The organism is Elioraea tepidiphila DSM 17972 (assembly GCF_000378465.1).
GTDB classification, from domain to species: domain Bacteria; phylum Pseudomonadota; class Alphaproteobacteria; order Acetobacterales; family Acetobacteraceae; genus Elioraea; species Elioraea tepidiphila.
In genome coordinates this window covers 22,067-43,324 of sequence record NZ_KB899938.1, presented here as the reverse complement: position 1 = coordinate 43,324, position 21,258 = coordinate 22,067, and the positions used below count along the sequence as shown (strand labels likewise).

Annotated in this window: 27 protein-coding genes; 10 read left to right on the top strand and 17 right to left on the bottom strand. The window is 70.5% G+C overall.

Annotation, left to right across the window (positions count from 1 at the left end):
- The coding region (locus F563_RS0118695) for a transposase (RefSeq protein ID WP_019016223.1) at nucleotides 1-261 on the top strand (261 nt) is incomplete at its 5' end.
- 108 nt (nucleotides 262-369) lie between these two features.
- On the opposite strand, the gene F563_RS0118690 is transcribed toward F563_RS0118695, so the two are convergent.
- The 11 genes from F563_RS0118690 to rpiB form a co-directional block, all read right to left on the bottom strand.
- Nucleotides 370-2,463 (bottom strand): sodium-translocating pyrophosphatase, encoded by a 2,094-nt coding sequence (locus tag F563_RS0118690; RefSeq protein WP_019016222.1) that lies wholly within the window; start codon nucleotides 2,461-2,463, stop codon nucleotides 370-372.
- A 151-nt stretch (nucleotides 2,464-2,614) separates the two neighbouring features.
- The gene (locus tag F563_RS0118685; RefSeq protein ID WP_019016221.1) at nucleotides 2,615-3,808 is read right to left on the bottom strand and encodes an MFS transporter; all 1,194 of its coding nucleotides are present in this window, start codon (nucleotides 3,806-3,808) and stop codon (nucleotides 2,615-2,617) included.
- Nucleotides 3,805-4,791, bottom strand: coding sequence for a thiamine-phosphate kinase (thiL, locus tag F563_RS0118680; protein ID WP_019016220.1), 987 nt, complete (start codon nucleotides 4,789-4,791; stop codon nucleotides 3,805-3,807). The genes F563_RS0118685 and thiL overlap by 4 nt, the downstream gene beginning before the upstream one ends.
- The gene (gene nusB / locus F563_RS0118675; protein ID WP_019016219.1) at nucleotides 4,791-5,312 is read right to left on the bottom strand and encodes a transcription antitermination factor NusB; all 522 of its coding nucleotides are present in this window, start codon (nucleotides 5,310-5,312) and stop codon (nucleotides 4,791-4,793) included. Before nusB ends, thiL begins: the two co-directional genes overlap by 1 nt.
- A complete protein-coding gene (gene ribH / locus F563_RS0118670; protein WP_019016218.1) occupies nucleotides 5,312-5,761 on the bottom strand; it encodes a 6,7-dimethyl-8-ribityllumazine synthase in 450 nt (149 codons plus the stop codon). The genes nusB and ribH overlap by 1 nt, the downstream gene beginning before the upstream one ends.
- Nucleotides 5,758-6,876 carry a 3,4-dihydroxy-2-butanone-4-phosphate synthase gene (ribB, locus tag F563_RS0118665; RefSeq protein ID WP_019016217.1) on the bottom strand — a complete coding sequence of 373 codons (1,119 nt, stop codon included), beginning with the start codon at nucleotides 6,874-6,876 and terminating at the stop codon, nucleotides 5,758-5,760. The genes ribH and ribB overlap by 4 nt, the downstream gene beginning before the upstream one ends.
- A 2-nt stretch (nucleotides 6,877-6,878) precedes the next feature.
- On the bottom strand, nucleotides 6,879-7,478 hold the full coding sequence (locus tag F563_RS0118660) for a riboflavin synthase (protein ID WP_019016216.1): 600 nt from the start codon (nucleotides 7,476-7,478) through the stop codon (nucleotides 6,879-6,881).
- 4 nt (nucleotides 7,479-7,482) lie between these two features.
- Nucleotides 7,483-8,595 (bottom strand): bifunctional diaminohydroxyphosphoribosylaminopyrimidine deaminase/5-amino-6-(5-phosphoribosylamino)uracil reductase RibD, encoded by a 1,113-nt coding sequence (gene ribD / locus F563_RS0118655; RefSeq protein ID WP_019016215.1) that lies wholly within the window; start codon nucleotides 8,593-8,595, stop codon nucleotides 7,483-7,485.
- Between the two features lie 119 nt (nucleotides 8,596-8,714).
- Nucleotides 8,715-9,176 carry a transcriptional regulator NrdR gene (nrdR, locus tag F563_RS0118650; RefSeq protein ID WP_019016214.1) on the bottom strand — a complete coding sequence of 154 codons (462 nt, stop codon included), beginning with the start codon at nucleotides 9,174-9,176 and terminating at the stop codon, nucleotides 8,715-8,717.
- A gap of 7 nt (nucleotides 9,177-9,183) precedes the next feature.
- Entirely contained in the window at nucleotides 9,184-10,485 is a 1,302-nt protein-coding gene (glyA, locus tag F563_RS0118645; protein ID WP_019016213.1) for a serine hydroxymethyltransferase, read from the bottom strand.
- Nucleotides 10,482-10,949 (bottom strand): ribose 5-phosphate isomerase B, encoded by a 468-nt coding sequence (gene rpiB, locus F563_RS0118640; protein ID WP_019016212.1) that lies wholly within the window; start codon nucleotides 10,947-10,949, stop codon nucleotides 10,482-10,484. The genes glyA and rpiB overlap by 4 nt, the downstream gene beginning before the upstream one ends.
- 160 nt (nucleotides 10,950-11,109) lie before the next feature.
- Between rpiB and F563_RS0118635 the strand changes: the two genes are divergently transcribed.
- Genes F563_RS0118635 through F563_RS0118625 form a run of 3 tightly spaced genes read left to right on the top strand, consistent with a single transcriptional unit; the run spans nucleotide 11,110 to nucleotide 13,328 of the window.
- Nucleotides 11,110-11,430, top strand: a complete 321-nt coding sequence (locus tag F563_RS0118635; RefSeq protein WP_019016211.1) for an ArsR/SmtB family transcription factor — start codon at nucleotides 11,110-11,112, stop codon at nucleotides 11,428-11,430.
- Nucleotides 11,431-11,481: 51 nt separating this feature from the next.
- On the top strand, nucleotides 11,482-12,549 hold the full coding sequence (locus F563_RS0118630) for a permease (RefSeq protein WP_019016210.1): 1,068 nt from the start codon (nucleotides 11,482-11,484) through the stop codon (nucleotides 12,547-12,549).
- 11 nt (nucleotides 12,550-12,560) lie between these two features.
- Nucleotides 12,561-13,328 (top strand): ADP-ribosylglycohydrolase family protein, encoded by a 768-nt coding sequence (locus F563_RS0118625; RefSeq protein ID WP_019016209.1) that lies wholly within the window; start codon nucleotides 12,561-12,563, stop codon nucleotides 13,326-13,328.
- A 22-nt stretch (nucleotides 13,329-13,350) separates the two neighbouring features.
- Here the strand turns inward: F563_RS0118625 and F563_RS0118620 are convergent, their stop codons facing one another.
- The 3 genes from F563_RS0118620 to F563_RS25260 all read right to left on the bottom strand — a co-directional run bounded on the left by F563_RS0118620 (nucleotide 13,351) and on the right by F563_RS25260 (nucleotide 15,046).
- On the bottom strand, nucleotides 13,351-13,968 hold the full coding sequence (locus tag F563_RS0118620) for a hypothetical protein (protein ID WP_156825262.1): 618 nt from the start codon (nucleotides 13,966-13,968) through the stop codon (nucleotides 13,351-13,353).
- A 107-nt stretch (nucleotides 13,969-14,075) separates the two neighbouring features.
- Complete coding sequence (locus F563_RS23290; protein WP_051089430.1) at nucleotides 14,076-14,876, bottom strand: dienelactone hydrolase family protein; 801 nt, start codon at nucleotides 14,874-14,876, stop codon at nucleotides 14,076-14,078.
- Between the two features lie 8 nt (nucleotides 14,877-14,884).
- The gene (locus F563_RS25260) at nucleotides 14,885-15,046 is read right to left on the bottom strand and encodes a DUF6898 family protein (protein ID WP_019016206.1); all 162 of its coding nucleotides are present in this window, start codon (nucleotides 15,044-15,046) and stop codon (nucleotides 14,885-14,887) included.
- An 80-nt stretch (nucleotides 15,047-15,126) separates the two neighbouring features.
- Between F563_RS25260 and F563_RS0118605 the strand changes: the two genes are divergently transcribed.
- Together F563_RS0118605 and hemB are read left to right on the top strand one after the other, a co-directional pair.
- A complete protein-coding gene (locus tag F563_RS0118605; RefSeq protein WP_019016205.1) occupies nucleotides 15,127-16,443 on the top strand; it encodes an O-acetylhomoserine aminocarboxypropyltransferase/cysteine synthase family protein in 1,317 nt (438 codons plus the stop codon).
- Nucleotides 16,444-16,447: 4 nt separating this feature from the next.
- Nucleotides 16,448-17,455: a porphobilinogen synthase gene (gene hemB / locus F563_RS0118600; RefSeq protein ID WP_019016204.1), complete on the top strand. Its 1,008-nt coding sequence runs from the start codon at nucleotides 16,448-16,450 to the stop codon at nucleotides 17,453-17,455.
- Nucleotides 17,456-17,486: 31 nt separating this feature from the next.
- Here the strand turns inward: hemB and F563_RS0118595 are convergent, their stop codons facing one another.
- Complete coding sequence (locus F563_RS0118595) at nucleotides 17,487-18,095, bottom strand: hypothetical protein (RefSeq protein ID WP_019016203.1); 609 nt, start codon at nucleotides 18,093-18,095, stop codon at nucleotides 17,487-17,489.
- Nucleotides 18,096-18,147: 52 nt separating this feature from the next.
- Here F563_RS0118595 and F563_RS25755 point away from each other — a divergent pair, with 52 nt between their 5' ends.
- The 4 genes from F563_RS25755 to F563_RS0118585 all read left to right on the top strand — a co-directional run bounded on the left by F563_RS25755 (nucleotide 18,148) and on the right by F563_RS0118585 (nucleotide 19,830).
- Complete coding sequence (locus F563_RS25755) at nucleotides 18,148-18,666, top strand: serine hydrolase (RefSeq protein WP_245557171.1); 519 nt, start codon at nucleotides 18,148-18,150, stop codon at nucleotides 18,664-18,666.
- Entirely contained in the window at nucleotides 18,633-19,085 is a 453-nt protein-coding gene (locus F563_RS25750; protein WP_245557170.1) for a serine hydrolase domain-containing protein, read from the top strand. Before F563_RS25755 ends, F563_RS25750 begins: the two co-directional genes overlap by 34 nt.
- Nucleotides 19,082-19,246: a hypothetical protein gene (locus tag F563_RS25745; RefSeq protein WP_245557169.1), complete on the top strand. Its 165-nt coding sequence runs from the start codon at nucleotides 19,082-19,084 to the stop codon at nucleotides 19,244-19,246. The genes F563_RS25750 and F563_RS25745 overlap by 4 nt, the downstream gene beginning before the upstream one ends.
- Nucleotides 19,247-19,461: 215 nt before the next feature.
- A complete protein-coding gene (locus F563_RS0118585) occupies nucleotides 19,462-19,830 on the top strand; it encodes a hypothetical protein (RefSeq protein WP_026299711.1) in 369 nt (122 codons plus the stop codon).
- A 152-nt stretch (nucleotides 19,831-19,982) separates the two neighbouring features.
- Here F563_RS0118585 and ccmB read toward each other — a convergent pair whose 3' ends face one another.
- On the bottom strand, nucleotides 19,983-20,639 hold the full coding sequence (gene ccmB, locus F563_RS0118580) for a heme exporter protein CcmB (protein ID WP_019016201.1): 657 nt from the start codon (nucleotides 20,637-20,639) through the stop codon (nucleotides 19,983-19,985).
- A 5-nt stretch (nucleotides 20,640-20,644) separates the two neighbouring features.
- Nucleotides 20,645-21,244 (bottom strand): heme ABC exporter ATP-binding protein CcmA, encoded by a 600-nt coding sequence (ccmA, locus tag F563_RS23280; protein ID WP_019016200.1) that lies wholly within the window; start codon nucleotides 21,242-21,244, stop codon nucleotides 20,645-20,647.
- Nucleotides 21,245-21,258 lie beyond the last annotated feature (14 nt).

The following is a 21,258-nucleotide window of genomic DNA, read 5'->3' as shown; positions in this document are numbered from 1 at the left end:
CTCGACAATCTCGGCAGTCACAAGGGCGTCGCCGTCCGCCGCGCCATCCGCGCCACCGGCGCCCACCTGCTGTCCCTGCCGCCCTACAGCCCGGACCTGAACCCGATCGAGATGATGTTCGCCAAGCTCAAGACCCTGCTGCGAAAGGCCGACGAGCGATCCATCGCCACCGTATGGCACCGCATCGGCGCCCTGCTCGGCGAGTTCTCACCCACCGAATGCGCCAACTACTTCCGGCACGCAGGCTATGCTTCACCGTAAATGGATCAGGCTCTAGAGGCCGCGCCGCGCGGCATCCACCCGGCCGGTGAAACGGAAGCGCCCCGCCGGATCGCTCCGGCGGGGCGCAGTCGTTGGGCCGCCCGTCGGTCAGGCGAGCAGCTTGGCGAGGATCGCGAGCAGCAGCAGCGCGACGATGTTGATGATCTTGATCATCGGGTTCACCGCCGGCCCCGCCGTGTCCTTGTAGGGGTCGCCCACGGTATCGCCGGTGACGGCCGCCTTGTGCGCCTCCGAGCCCTTGCCGCCGTGCAAGCCCGTCTCGATCAGCTTCTTGGCGTTGTCCCAGGCGCCGCCGCCGGCGGTCATCGAGATCGCGACGAAGATGCCGGTGACGATCGTGCCGAGCAGCATCGCGCCGAGCGCCGAGAACGCCGCCGCCTGACCGGCGATCGCCCAGATCACCACCCACAGCACCACCGGCGCGAACACCGGCAGCATCGAGGGGATGACCATCTCCTTGATCGCGGCCTTGGTCAGCATGTCCACGGCGCGGCCGTAGTCGGGCTTCGCGGTGCCTTCCATGATCCCGGCGATCTCGCGGAACTGGCGGCGCACCTCGACCACCACCGCGCCCGCCGCGCGGCCGACCGCGGTCATGCCCATCGCGCCGAACAGGTAGGGCAGCAGGCCACCCGCGAACAGGCCGACCACGACGAACGGATCGGCGAGCGAGAACGCCACTTCGATATCCGGGAAGTAGTGCTTCAGGTCCTCGATATAGGCGGCAAACAGCACCACCGCGGCGAGCCCGGCCGAGCCGATCGCGTAGCCCTTGGTGACCGCCTTGGTGGTGTTGCCGACCGCGTCGAGTGCGTCGGTGGTCACGCGCACATCCGGCGGCAGATCGGCCATCTCGGCGATGCCGCCGGCGTTGTCGGTCACCGGACCATAGGCGTCGAGCGCCACCACCATGCCGGCGAGCGCCAGCATGGTCGTGACCGCGATCGAGATGCCGTAGACGCCCGCGGTGAGGTAGCTCACCAGGATGCCGAGGCAGATGACGATCACCGGGGCGGCGGTCGCCTCCATGCTCATGGCCAGGCCCTGGATGATGTTGGTCCCGTGGCCCGTGGTCGAGGCATCGGCGATCGTCTTGACCGGACGATAGTCGGTGCCGGTGTAGTACTCGGTCACCCACACGATCGCGGCCGTCACCAGCAGCCCGACGAGGGCGCAGACGAACAGCCCGAAGCCGGTGAAGGACGGCCCGCTCGACGGCGTGTAGGTGGTCGTCAGGCCGACGAACAGGAACATCACGATCAGGATCAGGAACGCGGCGATCGCGCCAGTCGCGATGAAGCCCTTGTAGAGGGCCTTCATGATGTTGTTCGAGCCGTCGAGCTTGACGAAGAACGTGCCGCCGACCGAGGCCGCGATGCACACGCCGCCGATCACCAGCGGCAGCATCATCAGCGTGCTGACGGCCGCGCCCGAGAAAAAGATCGCGCCGAGGAGCATGGTCGCCACCATCGCGACCACGTAGGTCTCGAACAGGTCGGCCGCCATGCCCGCGCAGTCGCCGACGTTGTCGCCCACGTTGTCGGCGATCACGGCCGGGTTGCGCGGATCATCCTCGGGGATGCCGGCCTCGACCTTGCCGACCAGATCGGCGCCGACATCGGCCCCCTTGGTGAAGATGCCGCCGCCGAGGCGGGCGAAGATCGAGATCAGCGAGCCGCCGAAGGAGAGCGCGATCAGCGCCTCGAGGATCACGCGCTGCTCGACGCCGGCGCCCGCGAGGATCGCCCAGTACACGACCACGCCGAGCAGGCCGAGGCCGACGACCAGCAGCCCGGTGATCGCGCCGGCCCGGAACGAGAGGTCGAGCGCGGGCTGAAGCCCCTGCCGCGCCGCCTCGGCCGTGCGGACATTCGCGCGCACCGAGACGTTCATGCCGATATAGCCGGCGGCCCCCGAGAGCACCGCGCCGATCACGAAGCCGATCGCCGACCAGAGCGACAGCAACGCGCCGAGCAGCACCGTCACGACCACGCCGACCATCGCGATCGTGGTGTACTGGCGGTTCAGATAGGCCTGCGCGCCCTGCTGCACCGCCGCCGCGATCTCCTGCATCCGCGCGGTCCCGGCCGGCGCGGCGAGCACGATCTTGCCCGCGTAGGCGCCGAAGCCCACGGCCAAGAGGCCGCAGACGATCACGAGGATGAACTGGAAAGTCATCATGGGCGGCATCCGATCCGGTGCTGGTCGTTCATGGCGCGGCGTGCGCGGCGGGCGCGCCTCCCGGCCCCCGGGCATGTCACGGCGCCGCGAGGCGGGCGGGGTATGCCAGACCTCTCCCGGAGGCGCAATCCGGCCCGGGGAGCGGCCGGGCTCAGGCCGGCCGGAGCTGCGCCGCCGAGCGTTGCCGTGCCAGCCAGGCGAGCGCCAGGAGGGCGACGATCAGCGCCGGGATCACGGCGAGGTTCAGCACCGCCCATCCGAACAGGTGGTGGATCGCGCCCGACGCGACCGAGGTGATCGTGACGGAGCCGAACACGATCACGTCGTTCGCGGCCTGCGCCTTGGTGCGCTCGGCCGGCGTGTGCGAGGCGGTGAGCAGCGCGGTCGCGCCGACGAACATGAAGTTCCAGCCGACCCCGAGCGCCACCAGCGCCACCCAGAAATGCGCGAAGCTCGCCCCCGAGAGGGCCACGGCAGCGCAGATGCCGGTCAGCACCGCGCCGGTGCCGATCACGCGCAGCAGGCCGAATCGCGCGATCAGATGGCCGGTGACGAAGGAGGGCGCGAACATGGCCGCCGCATGCCATTGGATGATCGTCGCGCTGTCGCTGACGGTGAAGCCGCACAACATCATTTCGAGCGGGGTGACCGCCATCAGCAGGTTCATCGTGTCCCAGCCGACCACCGCGCAGAGGATCGCGACGAACACCCCGGGCCGGCGCAGGATCGGGCCGAGCCTGACCGGGGCCGAGCCCGCGGGGTGCGGCGCCGGCGGCAGGCGCATCGCGGTGACCAGCAGCGCCGTCAGGATCGGGATCGCGGCGAAGGCGAGATAGGTGCCGGCGAACAGCACAGGCGCGAACAGGTCCTTGGTCAGCTTGACCACAGTGGGGCCGAGGAAGGCGCCGATCACGCCGCCCGCCATCACCAGGCTGATCGCCTTCGGGCGGTAGGCGGGTTCGGCGACCTCGGCGGCGGCGAAGCGGTAATACATCGAGATGCCGAAGCCGGCGCCCGAGAACACGCAGCCCAGCAGGAACAGCCGGAACGAGCCGATCCAGAGCGCGGAGAAGAACACGCCCATCGCGATCAGGGACGCGGCCGCGCCCGTGAGGAATCCAGCATAACGTCCGAGCCTGCCGAAGATCACCGCGCCCGGGATCGACACCGACATGGTCGCCAGCATCTGCACGGCCATGGGCAGGGTGGCGAGCGCCTTGTCCTCGGCGAGCGCGTGGCCGATCAGCGCGGCCATCGCCACCTGCCCGGTCATCGCCGACTGGTTCAGCGCCTGGGCGAGGAACAGCAGCCCGACCGTGCGCTTCGGCTCGCGGAGCCTGATCATCGGATGTGGCTCCAGCCGGTCTCGGTGAGCCGGAGCGGCGCGCCATCGCGCAGCACGCGCACTTCGGTCTCGCCGGGCGCGATCATCCGGCCGATGCGCGCGACCGGGATGCCGACCGCGGTGGCGATGCCCGCGAGCATGACGGCCTCCGACTCGGGCGCGGTGAACACGAGCTCGTAGTCATCACCACCCGTCAGGCAGCGCGCGAGCAGCGCCGGATCGGCCGCGACCGCCGCGCGCGCGGCCTCGGACAGCGGTACCGCCTCGGCGTCGAGCTCCGCCGAGAGTCCGGCCGCGCGGCAGAGATGGCCGAGGTCCTGCACCAGACCGTCCGAGACATCGAGACAGGCGGTGGCGATGCCGGAGAGAAGCCGTCCGAGCAGCAGGCGCGGCCGCGGCAGGCGGTAGCGTTCGGCGAGCGCGTCGCGCTGCACCTCGGCGAGTTGCGGCAGCCGATCCGTCAACGCAAGCAGCCCGAGCGCACCGTCGCCGATGGTGCCGCTGACCCATACGGCATCGCCGAGGCGCGCGCCGGCCCGCGTCAGCGCGCGCCCCGGCGCGACACTGCCGACGACCGTCAGCGACAATGTCAGCGGCCCCGGCGTCGAGACCGTATCGCCGCCGAGCAGACCGCAGCCAAAGCTGCGCTGGTCCTCCTTCAATCCGCGCGCGAACGCGTCCAGCCACTCGGGCGTCATGTCCGGCGGCAGCGCCGTGGTCATCAGATAGCCGAGCGGCTCGGCACCCATCGCGGCGAGATCCGAGAGGTTCACGCGCAGGAGCTTGCGGCCGATCGTGTCGGGCGGATCGTCGGGCAGGAAATGCACGCCCGCGACCATCGCGTCGGCCGCCAGCACCAGCGTGCGCCCCGGCGGCGCATCGAGCAGGGCGGCATCGTCGGCGAGGGCGAGCGCGCCCGGCACGCCCTCGGCGAGCGGGCGGAAATGCCGGGCGATCAGGGCGAACTCTCCGGGCAGGGCCATCAGGCGCCCGCCCGGTCCTGTTCGAACTCCTGCGCGCGCATCAGCCGCGCGAGGCGGTCGAGCACGCCGTTGGCGAAACGCGGCTCGTCGCCCGAGAAGAATCCGTGGGCGATGTCGAGATACTCGTTGATCACCGCGCGCGCGGGCGCCCCGGCGGCGTCGAACAGCTCGGCGGCGGCGGCGCGCAGGAGCGCGCGCAGCACCGGGTCGAGCCGCTCCATAGGCCAGTCCTTTGCGAGGGCAGCCGAGATCGCGCCATCGAGCGCCTCGGCGTTGACCGCCCAGCCGCGCACGATCGCGGCGAGCAGCGGCACATGCGCGCCCGGCGCCCTGCCCTCCTCCACGGCGGCCTCGGCGAGCGGCGCGGCCTCGGCGCCGGCCACACGGTGGCGGACGAACTCGTCGAGCGCGGTCTCCGGGCTGATCCCGGCGTGCTCGGCCTGATAGAGCGCCTGCACGGCCGCAAGCCGCGCGGCGGTGCGCGGACGCCCGGGCGGGGTGCCGCGCTTCGGTCGCGCCATCAGACCCCCCAGCGCCGCGCGAGCGCGACCTGCGCCAGCACGGCCTTGGCCGCCTCCGCGCCCTTGTTCATGTCATCGTCGCGCGCGCGCGCCTCCGCCTGCGCCTCGTCATGCACGGTCAGCACACCGAACGCGACCGGGACGCCGAACTGAACCGTCAGGTCCATGATGCCGCGCGCGGCCTGGGTGCAGATGTGCTCGTAGTGGTCGGTCTCGCCCCGCACCACACAGCCCAAGGCAATGAAACCGTCCCACCGGGGCCCACCCGTCCTGGCCATCGCCTTCAGCGCGAGCCGCACCGCGCCCGGCAGCTCGAAGGCGCCGGCGACCTGCACCACCTCGTGCGTCGCGCCGGCCTCGTCGAGCACGCGCGTCGCGCCGCGCAGCATGCCGGCCGCGATCCCGGCGTAGTACGGCGCCTCGACGATCAGGACATGCGGTGCGGTCACGGTCGCTCCTCGCGCGGGATCGGACGATGCTCGACGATCGAGAGCCCGTAGCCCTCGAGTCCCACGATCGTCCGCGGGTGGTTGGTCAGCAGCGCCATCTCGCGCACGCCCAGATCGAGCAGGATCTGCGCACCGACGCCGTAGTCGCGCAGCTGCGGCGTCCCGCCATTGGCCGCACGCAGCACGCGTTCGGAGATCGCTGTCGGACGCGGCTCGCGGATCAGCACCACCACACCCCTGCCCTCGCGCTCGATCATCCGCATCGCCGCCGCAAGGTCCGAGCCGCCGCGATCTCCGAGCACATCCGTCAGCACGTTGAGCGCATGCATGCGCACCAGCACCGGACCGGGTGCCGCGATGTCGCCCTTCACCAGCGCGATATGCTCGGCGTACTCGACCGTGTTGACATAGACGATCAGACGGAACGTGCCGCCATGGACGCTGTCGATCACGGTCTCGGCGCGCCGTTCCACCAGGCGCTCGGTGCGGCGGCGATGCGCGATCAGGTCCGCGATCGTGCCGACCTTCAGCCCGTGATGCTGGGCGAAGGCGATCAGGTCCGGCAGCCGCGCCATGGTGCCGTCGTCGTTCATGATCTCGCAGATCACGCCGGCGGGATTGAGCCCCGCCATGCGCGCGAGATCGACCGCGGCCTCGGTGTGGCCCGCGCGCACCAGCACGCCCCCCTCGCGCGCGAGCAGCGGAAACACATGGCCCGGCGTGGTGATGTCGTTCGGCCCTTTCGTCGGGTCGATCGCCACCGCGATCGTGCGCGCGCGGTCGGCCGCCGAGATGCCCGTGGTGATGCCCTCGCGCGCCTCGATCGAGACGGTGAAGGCGGTGTGGTGGCGCGAGGCGTTGGACTGCGCCATCAGCCGGAGCCCGAGCTGCTCGACGCGCTCGCCGGTGAGCGCCAGGCAGATGAGCCCGCGGCCATGCTTGGCCATGAAGTTGATCGCGGCCGCGTCAGCGAACTGGGCGGGAATGACGAGGTCGCCCTCATTCTCGCGGTCCTCATCATCGACCAGGATGAACATCCGCCCCGCCCGCGCCTCGGCGAGAATCTCCTCGGTCGGCGAGAGCGCGTCGGTCCAATGGATGCGCGTGGTCTCCACGCCTAGCTCCTGGCATCCAGCAGCCGCGCGAGGTAGCGCGCGACCAGATCGACCTCGATGTTCACGGGATCTCCGGGCTTCATCCGGCCGAAGGTGGTGACGCTGGCCGTGTGGGGAATGATGTTGACCCCGAAGGCATCGGCGTCAACGTCGTTCACGGTCAGGCTGACCCCGTCCACCGCAACGCTGCCCTTCGGCGCGATGAATGGCATCAGGTGCGGCGGCGGGCGGATCCGCACCCGGGTGCTGCCGCCCTCGGGGATCGCCTCCGCGACCGTGCCGACCCCGTCGATATGGCCCTGCACCAGGTGCCCGCCGAGTTCGTCACCGAGGCGGAGCGAGCGCTCCAGGTTCACGGCCGTGCCGGGCCGCCAGCGGCCGATCGTGGTCTTCGACAGCGTCTCGGCCGAGGCGTTGAAGGCGAGCGTGCCCTCGTCCTTCTCCACCACCGTCAGGCAGCAGCCGTTGCAGGCGACCGAGGCGCCGAGCGCGATCCCGCCCGTGTCCCAGGCGGTGGCGATGACGATGCGCAGGTCGCGCCCCTGGCCCGCGGGCTCGACGGTCCGGACCGTGCCGAGATCGGTGACGATCCCCGTGAACATCGCGCTACTCCCGTTCCAACAGCGTCAGACGATCGGGCCCCGCGGTCAGGCTGTCCACGACGCGGAACCGGGGCATCGCGTCGAGCCCGGCGAGCCCCAGCGCCTCGATCCCGGACACCGAGTCTCCGCCGAGCACGCCGGGGGCATGGAACCAGGCGAGCCGATCCACCACGCCCGCGCGGAGCAGCGAGGCGGCGAGCCGCGCGCCGCCCTCGACCAGCACGCGGGTGATGCCCCGTTGCGCGAGCGCCCGCAAGGCCGCGCGCGGTTCCGGCTGGCCGTTCGGGTCGGCGGGGATCGAGATGACCGTGACGCCGCAATCGGTGAAGGCGGAGACGCGGTGCCGGTCCGCGCCCTGGGTGGTCAGGATCCAGGTGGGCGTGGCGCGCGCGGTGGCGGCGAGCACGGAGGTGAGCGGCAGGCGGAGGCGCCCGTCGGCGACGATGCGCACAGGGCCCGCGTGCCCGGGCGGGACGAGGCCGGGGATGCGCACGGTCAGCGCCGGGTCGTCGGCGAGCGCGGTGCCCGATCCGACCATCACCGCGTCGTGACGCGCGCGCAGCCGATGCGCGAGGCGGCGCGCTTCCGGCCCGGTGATCCAACGGCTCTCGCCCGAAGCGGCCGCGATGCGCCCGTCCAGCGTGGTGGCGAGCTTGAGCGTGACCAGCGGACGGCCTGCGCGCACGCGCGAGAGGAACCCGGCGTTCAGCCGCGCGGCCTCGGCCTCCAGCACGCCCTCGGTCACCGTGATGCCGGCGGCGCGCAGCCGGTCGAGGCCCTCGCCGTTCACGCGCGGGTCGGGATCGCGCAGCGCGACCACCGCGCGCGCGATGCCGGCGGCGATCAGCGCATCGGTGCAGGGCGGGGTGCGGCCCCAGTGGCAGCAGGGTTCGAGCGTGACATAGGCGGTCGCGCCCCGGGCCGCCTCGCCGGCCCGGGCCAGCGCCTCGGTCTCGGCGTGGGGCCGGCCGCCGGGCTGGGTCCAGCCGCGACCGACTACCGCGCCGTCGCGCACGATCACGCAGCCGACCGCCGGATTGGGCGCGACATTGCCCAGGCCCCGGCGCGCGAGCGCAAGCGCGGCGCGCATATGCGCGATGTCGTCGGGGGGGCTCATGAAGCATGGCCCTCACCCTGACCCTCTCCCACCGAGGCGGGAGAGGGAACCCGGTGGCGACGCTGCGTCCCCTCTCCCGCGTGCGGGAAAGGGTCAGGGTGAGGGCCGGTCACACCCGCTCAATCCCCGCGCCCATCGGCGAGCGCGCCAACGAACCGCTCGAAGTCCTTGGCCTCGCGGAAATCCCGGTACACCGAGGCGAACCGCACATAGGCCACCGGGTCGAGATCGCGCAGCACGTCCATCACCATCTCGCCGATCATCTTGGACGGGATCTCGCTCTCGCCGGAGGTCTCCAACTGGCGCTGGATGCTGTTGACGATGCGCTCGATCCTGTCGTCGTCGACGGGGCGCTTGCGGAGCGCGATGCGGATCGACCTGGCGAGCTTGTCGCGGTCGAAGGCGACGCGCCGTCCGTCGCTCTTCACCACCGTGAGTTCGCGGAGCTGCGTGCGCTCGACCGTGGTGAAGCGCTGGCTGCACGCCGGGCAGTAGCGCCGCCGCCGGATCGCCGCCCCGTCCTCGGTGGGGCGGGAATCCTTCACCTGGGTGTCGTCATGGCCGCAGAAAGGACAGCGCATCGGCGGCTCAGGCGCGATAGACCGGGAAACGCGCGCAGAGCGCCTTCACCCGCTCGGCCACCGCACGCTCGGCCGCATCGTTCGACCCGTCATTCGACTTCGCGAGCCCGTCCAGCACCTCGCCGATCATCCGCCCGACCTCGCGGAACTCGGCCACGCCGAAGCCGCGCGTGGTCGCCGCCGGCGAGCCGAGCCGGATGCCGGACGTAACCATGGGCTTGGCCGGATCGAACGGCACCGCGTTCTTGTTGCAGGTGATATGGGCGCGTTCGAGCGACGCCTCGGCGGCCTTGCCGGTGAGGTTCTTGGGCCTGAGATCGACCAGGATCAGGTGACAGTCGGTGCCGCCCGTCACGACGCCGAACCCCTGGCCGAGCAGCTCGTCGGCCAGCGCCCGGGCGTTCTCCAGCACCTGCTTCTGATAGGCCCGGAAGGCGGGGGTCAACGCCTCGCCGAACGCGACCGCCTTGGCGGCGATCACGTGCATCAGCGGCCCGCCCTGGAGCCCCGGGAACACGGCCGAGTTGATCTTCTTCCCGAGCGCCTCGTCGTCGGAGAGGATCATGCCGCCGCGCGGACCCCGCAGCGTCTTGTGCGTGGTGGTCGTGACCACGTGGGCGTGCGGGAACGGGCTCGGGTAGATGCCCGCCGCGATCAGCCCGGCGAAGTGGGCGACATCCGCCATCAGGTACGCGCCCACGCTGTCGGCGATCTTGCGGAATGCCGCAAAATCAATCGCTCGCGGGATGGCGCTGCCGCCGACCACGATCATCTTGGGGCGGTGCTCCGCGGCCAGCCGCGCGACCTGGTCCATGTCGATCAGGCTGTCCTCGCGCCGCACGCCGTAGGTCACCGCCTTGAACCACTTGCCCGAGAGGTTCACCGCGGCGCCGTGCGTCAGGTGCCCGCCGGCGGCGAGGTCCATGCCGAGGATCGTGTCGCCCGGGCTCAGCAGCGCCAGCATCACGGCCTGGTTCGCCTGCGCGCCCGAATGCGGCTGGACGTTGGCGAAGGCGCACCCGAACAGCTTGCGCGCGCGCTCGATCGCCAGGGTCTCCACCTTGTCCACCTCGACGCAGCCGCCGTAGTAGCGCCTTCCCGGATAGCCCTCGGCGTATTTGTTCGTCATCACCGAGCCCTGGGCTTCCAGCACCGCCGCCGAGACGATGTTCTCCGAGGCGATCAGCTCGATCCCGTCCTGCTGGCGCGCGAGTTCGCCCGCGATCGCCTCGGCCACAGCCGGATCGACCTCGGCGAGCGGGGCGGTGAAGAAGCGCGTGCGGCTCTCGGCGGGTGTGGCGACGTTCATCGGGTGGCCTCCAGGACAGGCGTCAGCTTGGCGAGGCGGCGGTCGTGCCGGCCGCCCTCATACGGCGTGGCGAGGAAGGCGCGCAGCGCATCGAGCGCGGGCTCGACGCCGGTCATGCGCGCACCCATCGCCAGCACATTGGCGTCGTTGTGCGCGCGGGTGAGCCGCGCGCCGGTGGCGTCGTGCACCAGCGCGCAGCGGATCTCCGGATGGCGGTTGGCCGCGATCGACATGCCGATGCCGGTGCCGCACACGAGCACGCCGAAGCGCGCGCGGCCCTCGGCCACCGCGCGGCACACGGCATGGGCGAAGTCGGGGTAGTCGACCGAAACCGTCCCGTCCGTGCCGAGATCCAGCACCTGGTGGCCCATCTCGCGCAGCGCCTCGGCGAGCGCCGCCTTCAGCGGAAAGCCGGCGTGATCGGCGCCGATCGCGACCGCTGGTTTGGTTCCTGTCTCGGCCATCGGGGGAGTCCTCGCGCCCGCATCCCGGCGGGCCGGCGCGTCATACCACGGGCTGCGGAGGCGGGGAAACCGGCACACAAGACATGGCTGGACGGAGGCTCATCACGATAAAACCGGAAATATGGTTGCATTTGTCGAAGCGCCGTGTCATAGTATTATTATGACGCTCGAGGAGGCCGCCGACACCCTCGCCCAGCTCGGCAACCGTGCCCGGCTGGAGATCATGCGCCTGCTGATCAAGGCCGGCCCGGATGGACTGACGGTAGGCGAGATCCAGGCGCATCTCGGCATGCCGGCCTCCACCCTTGCCTTCCATCTGCGCGGGCTCGTCTCCGCCCATCTCGTCACCCAGACGAAGGATGGCCGCACCGTGCTCTGCCGCCCCTGCTTCGAGGCGCTGACCGACGTGATCGCCTTCCTGCGCCAGGAGTGCTGCACCGGTCTGCCGGCCGTGGAGGACGCGTCGCGCGATGCGGCGTGATCGTCTTGTGCCCGGAAATAACGACTTTTCTGGTCCTGTGGAGATGACCCGATGACCACGACCACCCCGGCGATCGACGCTGCGCTCCCACCGAAGCCGGACTGGCGCGCCCGGCTCCGCTGCGCCGACCGCGTATTGCTCGCGATCTCCGCCCTGCTGATCGTTCTGCTGATCGCTGCGCCGGGTCAGGCCGTCGCGAGCCTGCGCTTCCTCGCGGCCGCGCTCGCCTCGATCGCGCCGTTCCTCGCGATCTCGGTGCTGGTCGCGGGCTGGGCCAAGGCCACGGGCGCGGACCAGCAGGTCGCGCGCGCCTTCCAGGGTCGCGAGACGGTTGCGATCCTCGCCGCGGCCGGGTTCGGCGCGCTCTCGCCGTTCTGCTCCTGCGGCGTGATCCCGCTGATCGCGGGGCTGCTCGCCGCTGGCGTGCCGATCGCGCCGGTGATGGCGTTCTGGCTCGCGAGCCCGCTGATGGACCCGAACCAGTTCGCGATCCTGGTCGGCGCGATCGGGGTCGAGTTCGCGGTGGCCAAGACGGTCGCCGCCCTGGGGATCGGCCTGCTCGGCGGGTTCGGCACGCTCGCCATCGTCGGCGCCGGGGGGCTTGCCGATCCGCTCCGCCCGACCGTCGGCCGGCCCTCGGCCTGCCGCGCCAAGCGCTCGCTCAAGCCGCCCGCCCCGGTCTGGCGCTTCTGGACCGAGCCCGAGCGCGCGCAGATGTTCGTCACCGAGTCGGGCCGGTCGGCTTGGTTCCTGCTGCGCTGGCTGTCGCTCGCCTTCCTGATCGAGAGCCTGATGGTGGTGTGGGTCCCGGGCGAGGCGGTCGCGCGGCTGCTCGGTGACGGCAACGCGTTCGCGATCCCGCTCGCGGTACTGCTCGGCGTGCCGGCCTATCTCAACGGCTTCGCCGCGATTCCGCTGGTCTCGGGGCTGATCGGGCTCGGCATGAGCCCGGCCGTGGGGCTGACCTTCATGCTCGCCGGTGGTGTCACCAGCATCCCGGCCGCCATGGCGGTGTGGGCGTTGGTCAAGCCCCGGGTGTTCGCCGCCTACCTGGCGTTCGCGGCGCTTGGCGCGCTCGCGGCCGGGTACGCGTTCATGGCCGTGATGGCCTGGGCCTGATAGCATGCGGAATGCTGGGGGCGATCGCAGGCGACATCATCGGCTCGCGGTTCGAGGGGCATGCGGCCCCTCGGCGCAGTTTTGCGCTGTTCCATCCCCGTTGCCGCTTCACCGACGACACCGTCTGTACGATCGCGATCGCCGCGGCATTGATGGGCGATCGCGACTACGCAAGCGCGTTGCGCGCATTCGTGCGGCAGCATCCGAATCGCGGCTATGCCAGTATGTTCCGGCGCTGGGCGCACACTGACCATGCCCCTGCCTACGGCTCCTGGGGCAACGGCGCGCCGATGCGTGTCTCAGCGGTCGGCTGGCTTGCCGCGGATGAGACCGAGGCGCTCGACGTCGCCGAGGCGCAGGCGGCGGTCACCCACAACCACCCGGACGCGATCGCGGCCGCGCAGGCGGTCGCGCTCACCATCCTGCTGGGGCGCCACGGCAAACCGGTGGAGGTGTTGCGCGAGCGGATCACCGCCCAGTTCGGCTACGATCTCACGCCGGAGACCGCGCTGAGGCCCGGGCGCTTCGACGTCTCCGCCGCCGGCACCGTGCCCCCCGCGCTTGCCGCGGTGTTCGAGGCAAGGGACTGGGAGGGCGCGGTGCGCACGGCCGTGGCACTCGGCGGCGATGCCGATACGCTGGGCTGCATTGCCGGTGCGGTCGCCGAAGCCGTGCATGGGCTGCCCGCCGACATTGCACGCACCGCCCGGGCCTATCTGTCGGAGGATCTCGACGCGGTGGTCACGCGGTTCGAGCCCTTCCTGCCCGTCCGCGCCTGAGTCCGCGCGCCCACCTCACCCGTCAGCTGTTCGTGTTCGTCAGCAGGTCGGCGACGCTCCCGTAGGTCGAGCCCGTGCCAAACCGTTTGATGAAGGTGTCGGCATCCTTGATGCCGATATCCTTGTAGGCGTTCGCCATCTCGTTCTGCACTTCGGCGACCTGCTTGCCCTTGGCGACAAACATCTTGGTCCAGGAGAACCACATCCGCTTCACCTGTTCCTCGGGATGCAGTTTCGCCATGCCGTCAGGGAAGTCGCATACCTTCGCCACGAAGGGCTGGGCGTCGATGCGATGGAAGCGGTGCGCCATCTTCGGCACCGTGTCGCTCTCGAAATTGACATGCAGGCCCTTGTCCGGATCGTAGTCGAGCCGCCAACGGTTGCCGCGTCCATTGGCTCCGTTCCCGTTGGTGATCTCCTCCTTGAACCCGACCACGAATCCCGCGCCCATCAGGTTTCTTGACCGCCCCTTGCCGAAATACGGGAACCGCATCTTGTCGGTGTCGATCGCCGGCATGTCGAGCGTTCCTCCCGGAGGATTGGGATTGGTCACCCCCTTCTGCCCCATGGCGATGCAGGTGATCACGTTAGTCAGGGTGGTGGACGCTGGCTTGCAGCGCGGGCAGACGAGTTCGGGCATGGCGGGCACTCCGTTACCACGGATGAAGCCTTGCCCAGTCCGGTGCAGAACGGCAACAGGAACCTGCTCCGGCCACCAGGCCCGTCGCGGCGGCGTGCGCCGGGGCCTCAGCGGCCCGTGCGCTCGACGAGCCAGGCGGGCACGCGCGCGATCGCATCCGCGCGTGCCGCGGGGTCGGTGCCGACATGCGCGGTGCCGTCGCCACGCACGGTGAATGCAAGCCCCGTGCGCAGCCTTACGCGCGCCCCCGGCGCGTCGAAGCCGTGATAGGCGCCGGGATAGCCGACATAGGTGACGACCGGCCCCGCCCGTTCGGCGAGTGCGCGGCAGGGCCCAGGCGGCGTCCAGTCATCGGCCTCGCCGATCAGCAGCAGGACCGGCGCCGCGGGGGCGAAGGACGGTGCGCGCAGCGTCCGCGAGCAGCCGGGATAGAAGGCGACGAATCCGGCAAATCCGGGCGCATCGGCGGTCGCGAGCACGGTCGAGCCACCATGGCTCCAGCCCATCAGAGCGATGCCGTCGGCCCGGACGAAGGGCTGGGCGGCCAGCCAGTCGCGTGCGCCCAGCGCATCCGCCCGCCGCTCGCGCCAGGGCAGCATGTGCCGCTCGCGCACCGCGCATTGCGGCCCCTGTCCGCGCGAGGTGAAACTCTCCGGCAGCAGAACGACGAAACCTGCTTCGGCGAGGCGCCTGGCCCAGTCGGCGTGGCGCGGATCGAGCCCGCCCGCGCGCGCATCGCGCCCGCCGCATCCATGCAGCAGGATCACCGCCGGATGCGGCCCCTCCCCCGCCGGTCGGATCAACACCGCGTTCAGCACGGTACCGTCCCGGGAGGTCAGATGCATAGTCTCGCCTGCCTCGGCATGCGCCGCCACGAGCAGCGCCGTCGCGAACACCAACAGCCGCATCCAAGCGATCATCGTCGTCCATCCAGCAGCCGCCGCAGCTTGGCCGCCGCCAGTCGCTCCACCATCGCCGGTGCATCCGCCGGCCCGGTGGCCACCGCCTCCAGCCCTGTTGCGGCATCAACCGCCGCCACCCGCAACCAGGCGCCGAACCGGCGGTGCTCGTAGATCACCTCGCGCCCGGGTAGCGGCTGCCGCCCGGCTGCCCTATCGTCGCGGCCATCCCTCACGGGCAACTCCGGGGAACACCGCCATGTCGCAGAGCCATCGTCCCGAGACCATCGTCCTGCACGCGGGCCACCGGCGCGATTCCGCCACCGGCGCCGTCGCCGTGCCAATCTACCAGACGACGTCCTATCAGTTCGACAGCACCGAGCACGCGGCGAACCTGTTCGCGCTGAAGGAGCTCGGCAACATCTACACCCGGATCATGAACCCAACCGTCGATGTGCTGGAGAAGCGCGTCGCGGCGCTGGAGGGCGGGGTGGCCGCGCTCGCGCTCGGCTCGGGCCAGGCGGCCACCACCTTCGCGGTGATGAATCTCTGCCGGGCGGGCGACAACATCGTCTCCTCGACCGATCTCTATGGCGGCACCTGGAATCTGTTCGCGAACACGCTGAAGGGCTTCGGCGTGGACGTCCGCTTCGTCGATCCGACGGATCCGGAGGCCTTCGCCCGCGCGACCGACGACAGGACGCGCTGCTATTACGCCGAGACGCTGCCGAACCCGAAACTGCACGTCTTCCCCGTGCGCGAGGTCGCCGAGATCGGCCGCAGGCTCGGCGTGCCGCTGATCATGGACAACACGGCCGCGCCCGTCCTGTGCCGCCCCATCGAACATGGCGCGGCGGTCGTGATGCACTCCACCACGAAGTGGATTGGGGGCCACGGCACCTCGATCGGTGGCATCGTCGTCGACGGCGGCAATTTCGATTGGGAAGCGAACGCCAGGCGCTTCCCGCTCCTGAACGAGCCCGATCCATCCTATCACGGCGCGGTCTGGACCCAGGCGGTGAAGCCCTTGGGCCCGATCGCCTACATCATCCGCATGCGGGTGATCCTCCTGCGGGACCTCGGCGCACCGATGAGCCCGTTCAACGCCTTCCTGTTCCTCCAGGGGCTCGAAACCTTGCCGCTGCGGATGGAGCGGCACTGCGAGAACGCGCTCAAGGTCGCCAATCATCTTGCCCAGCACAAGGCCGTCACGCGGGTGATCCATCCCTCGCTGTTCGAGGGCGAGCAGAGGCGTCGCGCCGAGGCCTATCTCAAGGGCGGCTATGGTGCGCTGATCGGCTTCGAGCTCGCCGGCGGCCGCGAGGCCGGGCGCCGGTTCATCGACTCGCTGAAGCTGCTGTACCACGTCGCCAATATCGGTGATGCGCGCTCGCTCGCGATCCACCCCGCGAGCACCACGCACAGCCAGCTCAACGAGCAGGAGCAGGCCGCGACGGGCGTGACGCCGGGCTATGTGCGCCTCTCGATCGGCATCGAGCACATCGACGACATCCTTGCCGATATCGACCAGGCGCTGGAGGCCGCGGCCGCGCCGGCGCGCAAGGCCGCGGAGTAGCACCGTGCCGCAACGCTACACGGGCCGATTCCCGACGGCGCGGCCGCGCCGCAACCGCCGCGACGACTGGACGCGCCGTCTGGTCGCCGAGCACACGCTGACCGCGGACGACCTGATCTGGCCGATCTTCATTCGCGAAGGCGTGGACGCATCCGAGCCCGTCGCCTCGATGCCTGGCGTGGAACGCCTCACCATCGATCGCGCCGTGCGGGCCGCCGAAGAGGCCGTGGCGTTGGGCATCCCTGCGATCGCGCTCTTTCCGGTCACGCCCTCTGAACTCAAGGACGAGGATGGCACGGAGAGCGGCAATCCGCAGAACCTGATGTGCCGGGCGGCCCGCGCCATCAAGGCGGCGGTCGGCGGTGCGATCGGGCTGGTCGGCGATGTCGCGCTCGACCCGTACACCTCGCACGGCCACGACGGCGTGATCCGCGACGGCTATGTCGCCAACGACGAGAGCGTGGCGATCCTGTGCAAGCAGGCCCTGGTTCAGGCCGAGGCCGGGATCGACGTGATCGCGCCCTCCGACATGATGGATGGACGGGTGGGCGCGATCCGGGCGACGCTCGATCAGGCCGGACTGATCCACATCCGGATCATGTCGTACGCGGCGAAATACGCCTCGGCCTTCTACGGGCCGTTCCGCGACGCGGTCGGCTCGGGCGGCGCGCTGAAGGGCGACAAGAAGACCTACCAGATGGACCCTGCGAACACCGATGAGGCGTTGCGCGAGGTCGCCATGGACATCGCCGAAGGCGCCGACATGGTGATGGTGAAACCCGGGATGCCCTATCTGGACGTAGTGAGGCGGGTGAAGGACGCGTTCGGCATGCCGACCTTCGCGTATCAGGTGTCAGGCGAATACGCGATGATCGCCGGTGCCGCGCGCAACGGCTGGCTGGATGGCGAACGGGCGATGATGGAGAGCCTGCTTGCGTTCAAGCGCGCGGGCGCCGATGGGGTGCTGACCTATTTCGCGCCTGCGGCGGCGAAGCTCCTCAGGAACCGATGAGCCCGGGGGCCAACGGTCCCCGGACCCTCCGTCACTTGTGCATGATGTCGTCGTTGGTCCAGACGATCTCCGACACGTAGGCGACGTTTGCCTTGCTCAGCCACTTGTCGCCCTTCTTCAACACGTGGCCGACCTGCCCCTCGGAGGTCAGGTCGAACAGCGCCTCGTAGTTCACCCCGTCGCTGCCGGCGCCGATCGACAGGCGGATGTCCGGGCGCGAGTTCTTGAAGCTGCACGGCAGCACGGGCGAGTGGCTTGCCTGATACTCGATCGCGAAGGTGATGGTGACGATGTCGTCCTTGGTGCCGATCTCGCCCTGATACACCCCGGCCCAGTCCCCGCTCGGGATGACGCGCTTTGCACCGGTCCAGAGGCCGCAGAGCTCGCCATAGACCTTGCGCTCGACCGTCGAGCCGATCGAGGCGCGGAAGAAGCGATGAGGCTTCGGGTTGTCGGCCAGGAACCGCTCCTCGAGCTTGAGGCCGAACTTGCCCGCGCTTTCGACGTCGAGTGCGCCGAGATGCTGGCCGGCACGCGCGGCCAGCCCGACGATCATGCCCTCGAACCAGAGGATCAACTGTTGTTGCTGCTGGGTGATCGCGGGCTTGAAACCATGCGTCCACGCCACGGGCTTGGCCATGTTGTCACCTCATGCCGCCGGAGTCCGATCCTCGCCGAACATCCTACACCACATGCGCTCCGCACCGACGCCGAGGCGTACAACGCAGGATGAAACGCCCGCGAGCGAGCCTCGCGGGCACGGATCGATGCGCTATATCGGCTTCATGCGACCGTGGCGACGCCGCGCCGCCCTGGTCGGACCTGCCGCGCTCGCCGTACCGTATGCAACCAGGGCGCAGCCGCTCGAACCGGCTTTGCTTGGCCGGGCGCTCGAGACTGCTGCGGGCCTGACGCCGCTGCACAGCCTGATCGTCGCGCGCGACGGCCGTATTCTCGTCGCGCGTCGCTTCGGCGGCCCGCCGCTCGACCGGCGGGCCAACATCAAGTCCGTGTCGAAGGCGGTGATCGTCGCACTCGTCGGCATCGCGATCGACCGCGGCGTGTTCACCGGCCTGGACCAGACCATCGCGCCGCTGCTCGCGGACCGGCTGCCGCGCAACCCCGACCCGCGGCTGCACGCCATCACGATCGACCACCTGCTGTCCATCTGCTGTCCATGCGCGCCGGGCTGGATCGCACCTCGTGCGTGAACTACGGACGCTGGGTCATCAGCCCCGACTGGGTGCGCCACGTGCTCTCCCGCCCCTTCGTCGCCGATCCGGGCGGGCCGATGCTCTACTCCACTGGCGACTCGCACCTGCTCGCCGCGCTGCTGACGCAAGCCACCGGGCGCAGTACCCTGGCGCTCGCGCGGGAATGGCTCGGGGCCCCGCTTGGCATCAAGATCCCGCCCTGGCCACGCGATCCGCAGGGCATCTATGTCGGCGGCAACGACATGCTGCTCTCGCCGCGCGACCTGTTGCGTTTCGCTGAGCTCCATCGGCTTGGCGGCGCATCGGCGGCACGCGGGTGCTGCGCGAGGACTGGATCCGTGCCTGCTGGACGCCGCGCACCGCCTCGCGCTTCACCGGCGCACCGCACGGCTATGCGTGGTTCCTGGCCGAAGTGAACGGATACCCGCGCTTCTACGCCTGGGGCTTCGGCGGGCAGATGATCCACATCGTGCCGCGTCTCGGCCTGAGCGTCGTCATGACCTCCGACCCGACCCAGCGTTCGGGCGGAGCGATGGGACATGCCGCGATCTGCATCGGCTGGTCGACGGCCTGCTGATCCCGTCCGCGGCATCAGCAGGCTGGGTCGATACGGGTGGCTGAAGCGTTCGCAGGACATGAGGCCTGGGAGATGATCCGCAGCGCCCGTCCCGGCACATCCGGTCATGCCCCGCCCTCGCTGAATGACCGCTGAAGGCCGTCGTGGTGCAACTTGCCCGCGTGAAGCCGCGGGCATATTGTTCTGTTCGGTCTGCACATCCGGGAGTATCTGCCATGTCCGGATCACCGCCACCGATCAACTACATGTTCACCGACGACATCGCGAAGAAGTTCCGCGATCGCGGCTGGGTACGCGGCTCGGGGGGCGATCTTTATTATAATGGGAACAATACGACCGAGCATCCGCATCTGCACCTGCGCATCCGGGGGAACCGTACCGTCAGGGTCGGCGGCGACATCCGCCTGGCCGTGTCCATGCTGGCCTGGAGCGACGGCCAGCAGGGCAGAGGTGGGGGCGGCTGGACCTACATCCGCGACGGGGAGATCTGCGACCAGAACTGGCGTCGCAATCAGCCGCCGGTCAGGAGTGGGGCGGTGATCGAGGAATTCGCGTGGATCATGGACTACTTCGCCAACGGCTGACGATTTCCGAGCGCGCAGCACGCGATTCTGGACCATGCCGGTTGCGCGCGGCGATCTGGCGGCATTCCCAGGTTCGCACTTCTGAACTGAAGCGTTTAGCGCCCTGGGCGGTCGGCGCGCCGATCGCGCGGCACTCCCCATGGGCACCACTATCACTCCGCGGCGCTGCGCAGCGCCGCCCCCGCGGCGAGCGGCGCAAGCGGCAGTGCTGCGGCCAGCATCGCCGCGAGCATCGCCAGGTGCGGCCGCACCGGCAGGCCGAGCGTCGCCGCCTCCACCGCCGCCGCACCGAAGATCAGCGCGGGGATCGCGAGCGGCAGCACAAGCAGCGGCAGCAGCACGCCGCCGCGGCGCGCGCCGAGCGTCAAGGCCGCCCCGGCCGTGCCGAGCAGCGAGAGCACACCCATGCCGAGCGCCAGCGCAGCGACCAACGCGGGGATCGCGCCGATCGGCAGGTTCAGCATGATCGCCCCGGCTGGTGCCGCGAGCAGCAGCGGCAGCGCGGTCGCAAGCCAGTGCGTCGCCGCCTTGGCCGCCGCGATCGCTGCCGGATGCAGTCCCGAGACCAGGAGCTGATCGAGCGTGCCGTCGTCGTAGTCCGCGCCGAGCAGACGGTCGAGCGGCAGCAGCGCCGCCAGCAGCGCGGCCACCCACACCACACCCGGCGCGATCCGGGCCAGCACGTTCGGGTCCGGACCGACCCCGAACGGGAACAATCCGCAGGCGAGCAGGAAGAACGCGACCGCCGCCAGCGTGTCGCCGGCATTGCGGCGCGCAAGCGCAAGGTCCTTCCGGATCAGCCCGAACATCGCCCTCATGCCGCAAGCCGAAGCTCGGTTGCGTCGTCCAGCGGCAGTGCTAGATGCGAGGACGCCACCACCATGCCGCCGCGCGCGCGATGGCCTGCGAGCACGCGCCCCAGCGTGGCCACGCCGGCGACGTCGAGCGCGACGGTCGGCTCGTCGAGCAGCCAGAGCGGGCGTGCCGCCCCCAGCACCAGGCGTGCGAGCGCCACCCGCCGGCGCTGCCCGGCCGAGAGGATGCGGACGGGGTGATCCGCCAGCCCCTCAAGCTCCAGCGCCGCGAGGGCAGCACCGGCGTCCCCCCCGATGATCCGCGCCTCGTGGCCGAGCGTCTCCGCCACCGTCAGCGCGGGCTTCAGCGCGTCCTGGTGCCCCACCAGCGCGAGCCGCGAGGCATGGGCGATACGGTCCTCCAGCGCCGGCCGCCCGTCCCAGAGCAGCGCGCCATCCGCCACCTGCCCGAGCCCCGCCAGAACCCGGAGGAGGCTCGTCTTGCCCGCGCCGTTCGGCCCGGTCAGCAGCAGCGCCCCACCCGGCGCCAGCACGAAGGAGACGGCGGCGAAGACGATCCGTCCCCCGCGCTCGCCCGCCAGTTCCTGCGCCTCGAACACCCCTGACCCTTCCG

What these genes read in the sequence shown, in the direction of transcription:
- F563_RS0118690 (WP_019016222.1), bottom strand. Translation starts at nt 2,463, where the DNA reads ATGATGACTTTCCAGTTCATCCTCGTGATCGTCTGCGGCCTCTTGGCC.
- F563_RS0118685 (WP_019016221.1), bottom strand. Translation starts at nt 3,808, where the DNA reads ATGATCAGGCTCCGCGAGCCGAAGCGCACGGTCGGGCTGCTGTTCCTC.
- thiL (WP_019016220.1), bottom strand. Translation starts at nt 4,791, where the DNA reads ATGGCCCTGCCCGGAGAGTTCGCCCTGATCGCCCGGCATTTCCGCCCG.
- nusB (WP_019016219.1), bottom strand. Translation starts at nt 5,312, where the DNA reads ATGGCGCGACCGAAGCGCGGCACCCCGCCCGGGCGTCCGCGCACCGCC.
- F563_RS0118660 (WP_019016216.1), bottom strand. Translation starts at nt 7,478, where the DNA reads ATGTTCACGGGGATCGTCACCGATCTCGGCACGGTCCGGACCGTCGAG.
- ribD (WP_019016215.1), bottom strand. Translation starts at nt 8,595, where the DNA reads ATGAGCCCCCCCGACGACATCGCGCATATGCGCGCCGCGCTTGCGCTC.
- nrdR (WP_019016214.1), bottom strand. Translation starts at nt 9,176, where the DNA reads ATGCGCTGTCCTTTCTGCGGCCATGACGACACCCAGGTGAAGGATTCC.
- glyA (WP_019016213.1), bottom strand. Translation starts at nt 10,485, where the DNA reads ATGAACGTCGCCACACCCGCCGAGAGCCGCACGCGCTTCTTCACCGCC.
- rpiB (WP_019016212.1), bottom strand. Translation starts at nt 10,949, where the DNA reads ATGGCCGAGACAGGAACCAAACCAGCGGTCGCGATCGGCGCCGATCAC.
- F563_RS0118635 (WP_019016211.1), top strand. Translation starts at nt 11,110, where the DNA reads ATGACGCTCGAGGAGGCCGCCGACACCCTCGCCCAGCTCGGCAACCGT.
- F563_RS0118630 (WP_019016210.1), top strand. Translation starts at nt 11,482, where the DNA reads ATGACCACGACCACCCCGGCGATCGACGCTGCGCTCCCACCGAAGCCG.
- F563_RS0118625 (WP_019016209.1), top strand. Translation starts at nt 12,561, where the DNA reads ATGCTGGGGGCGATCGCAGGCGACATCATCGGCTCGCGGTTCGAGGGG.
- F563_RS0118620 (WP_156825262.1), bottom strand. Translation starts at nt 13,968, where the DNA reads ATGCCCGAACTCGTCTGCCCGCGCTGCAAGCCAGCGTCCACCACCCTG.
- F563_RS23290 (WP_051089430.1), bottom strand. Translation starts at nt 14,876, where the DNA reads ATGCGGCTGTTGGTGTTCGCGACGGCGCTGCTCGTGGCGGCGCATGCC.
- F563_RS0118605 (WP_019016205.1), top strand. Translation starts at nt 15,127, where the DNA reads ATGTCGCAGAGCCATCGTCCCGAGACCATCGTCCTGCACGCGGGCCAC.
- F563_RS0118595 (WP_019016203.1), bottom strand. Translation starts at nt 18,095, where the DNA reads ATGGCCAAGCCCGTGGCGTGGACGCATGGTTTCAAGCCCGCGATCACC.
- F563_RS25755 (WP_245557171.1), top strand. Translation starts at nt 18,148, where the DNA reads ATGCGCTCCGCACCGACGCCGAGGCGTACAACGCAGGATGAAACGCCC.
- F563_RS25750 (WP_245557170.1), top strand. Translation starts at nt 18,633, where the DNA reads ATGCGCGCCGGGCTGGATCGCACCTCGTGCGTGAACTACGGACGCTGG.
- F563_RS0118585 (WP_026299711.1), top strand. Translation starts at nt 19,462, where the DNA reads ATGTCCGGATCACCGCCACCGATCAACTACATGTTCACCGACGACATC.
- ccmB (WP_019016201.1), bottom strand. Translation starts at nt 20,639, where the DNA reads ATGTTCGGGCTGATCCGGAAGGACCTTGCGCTTGCGCGCCGCAATGCC.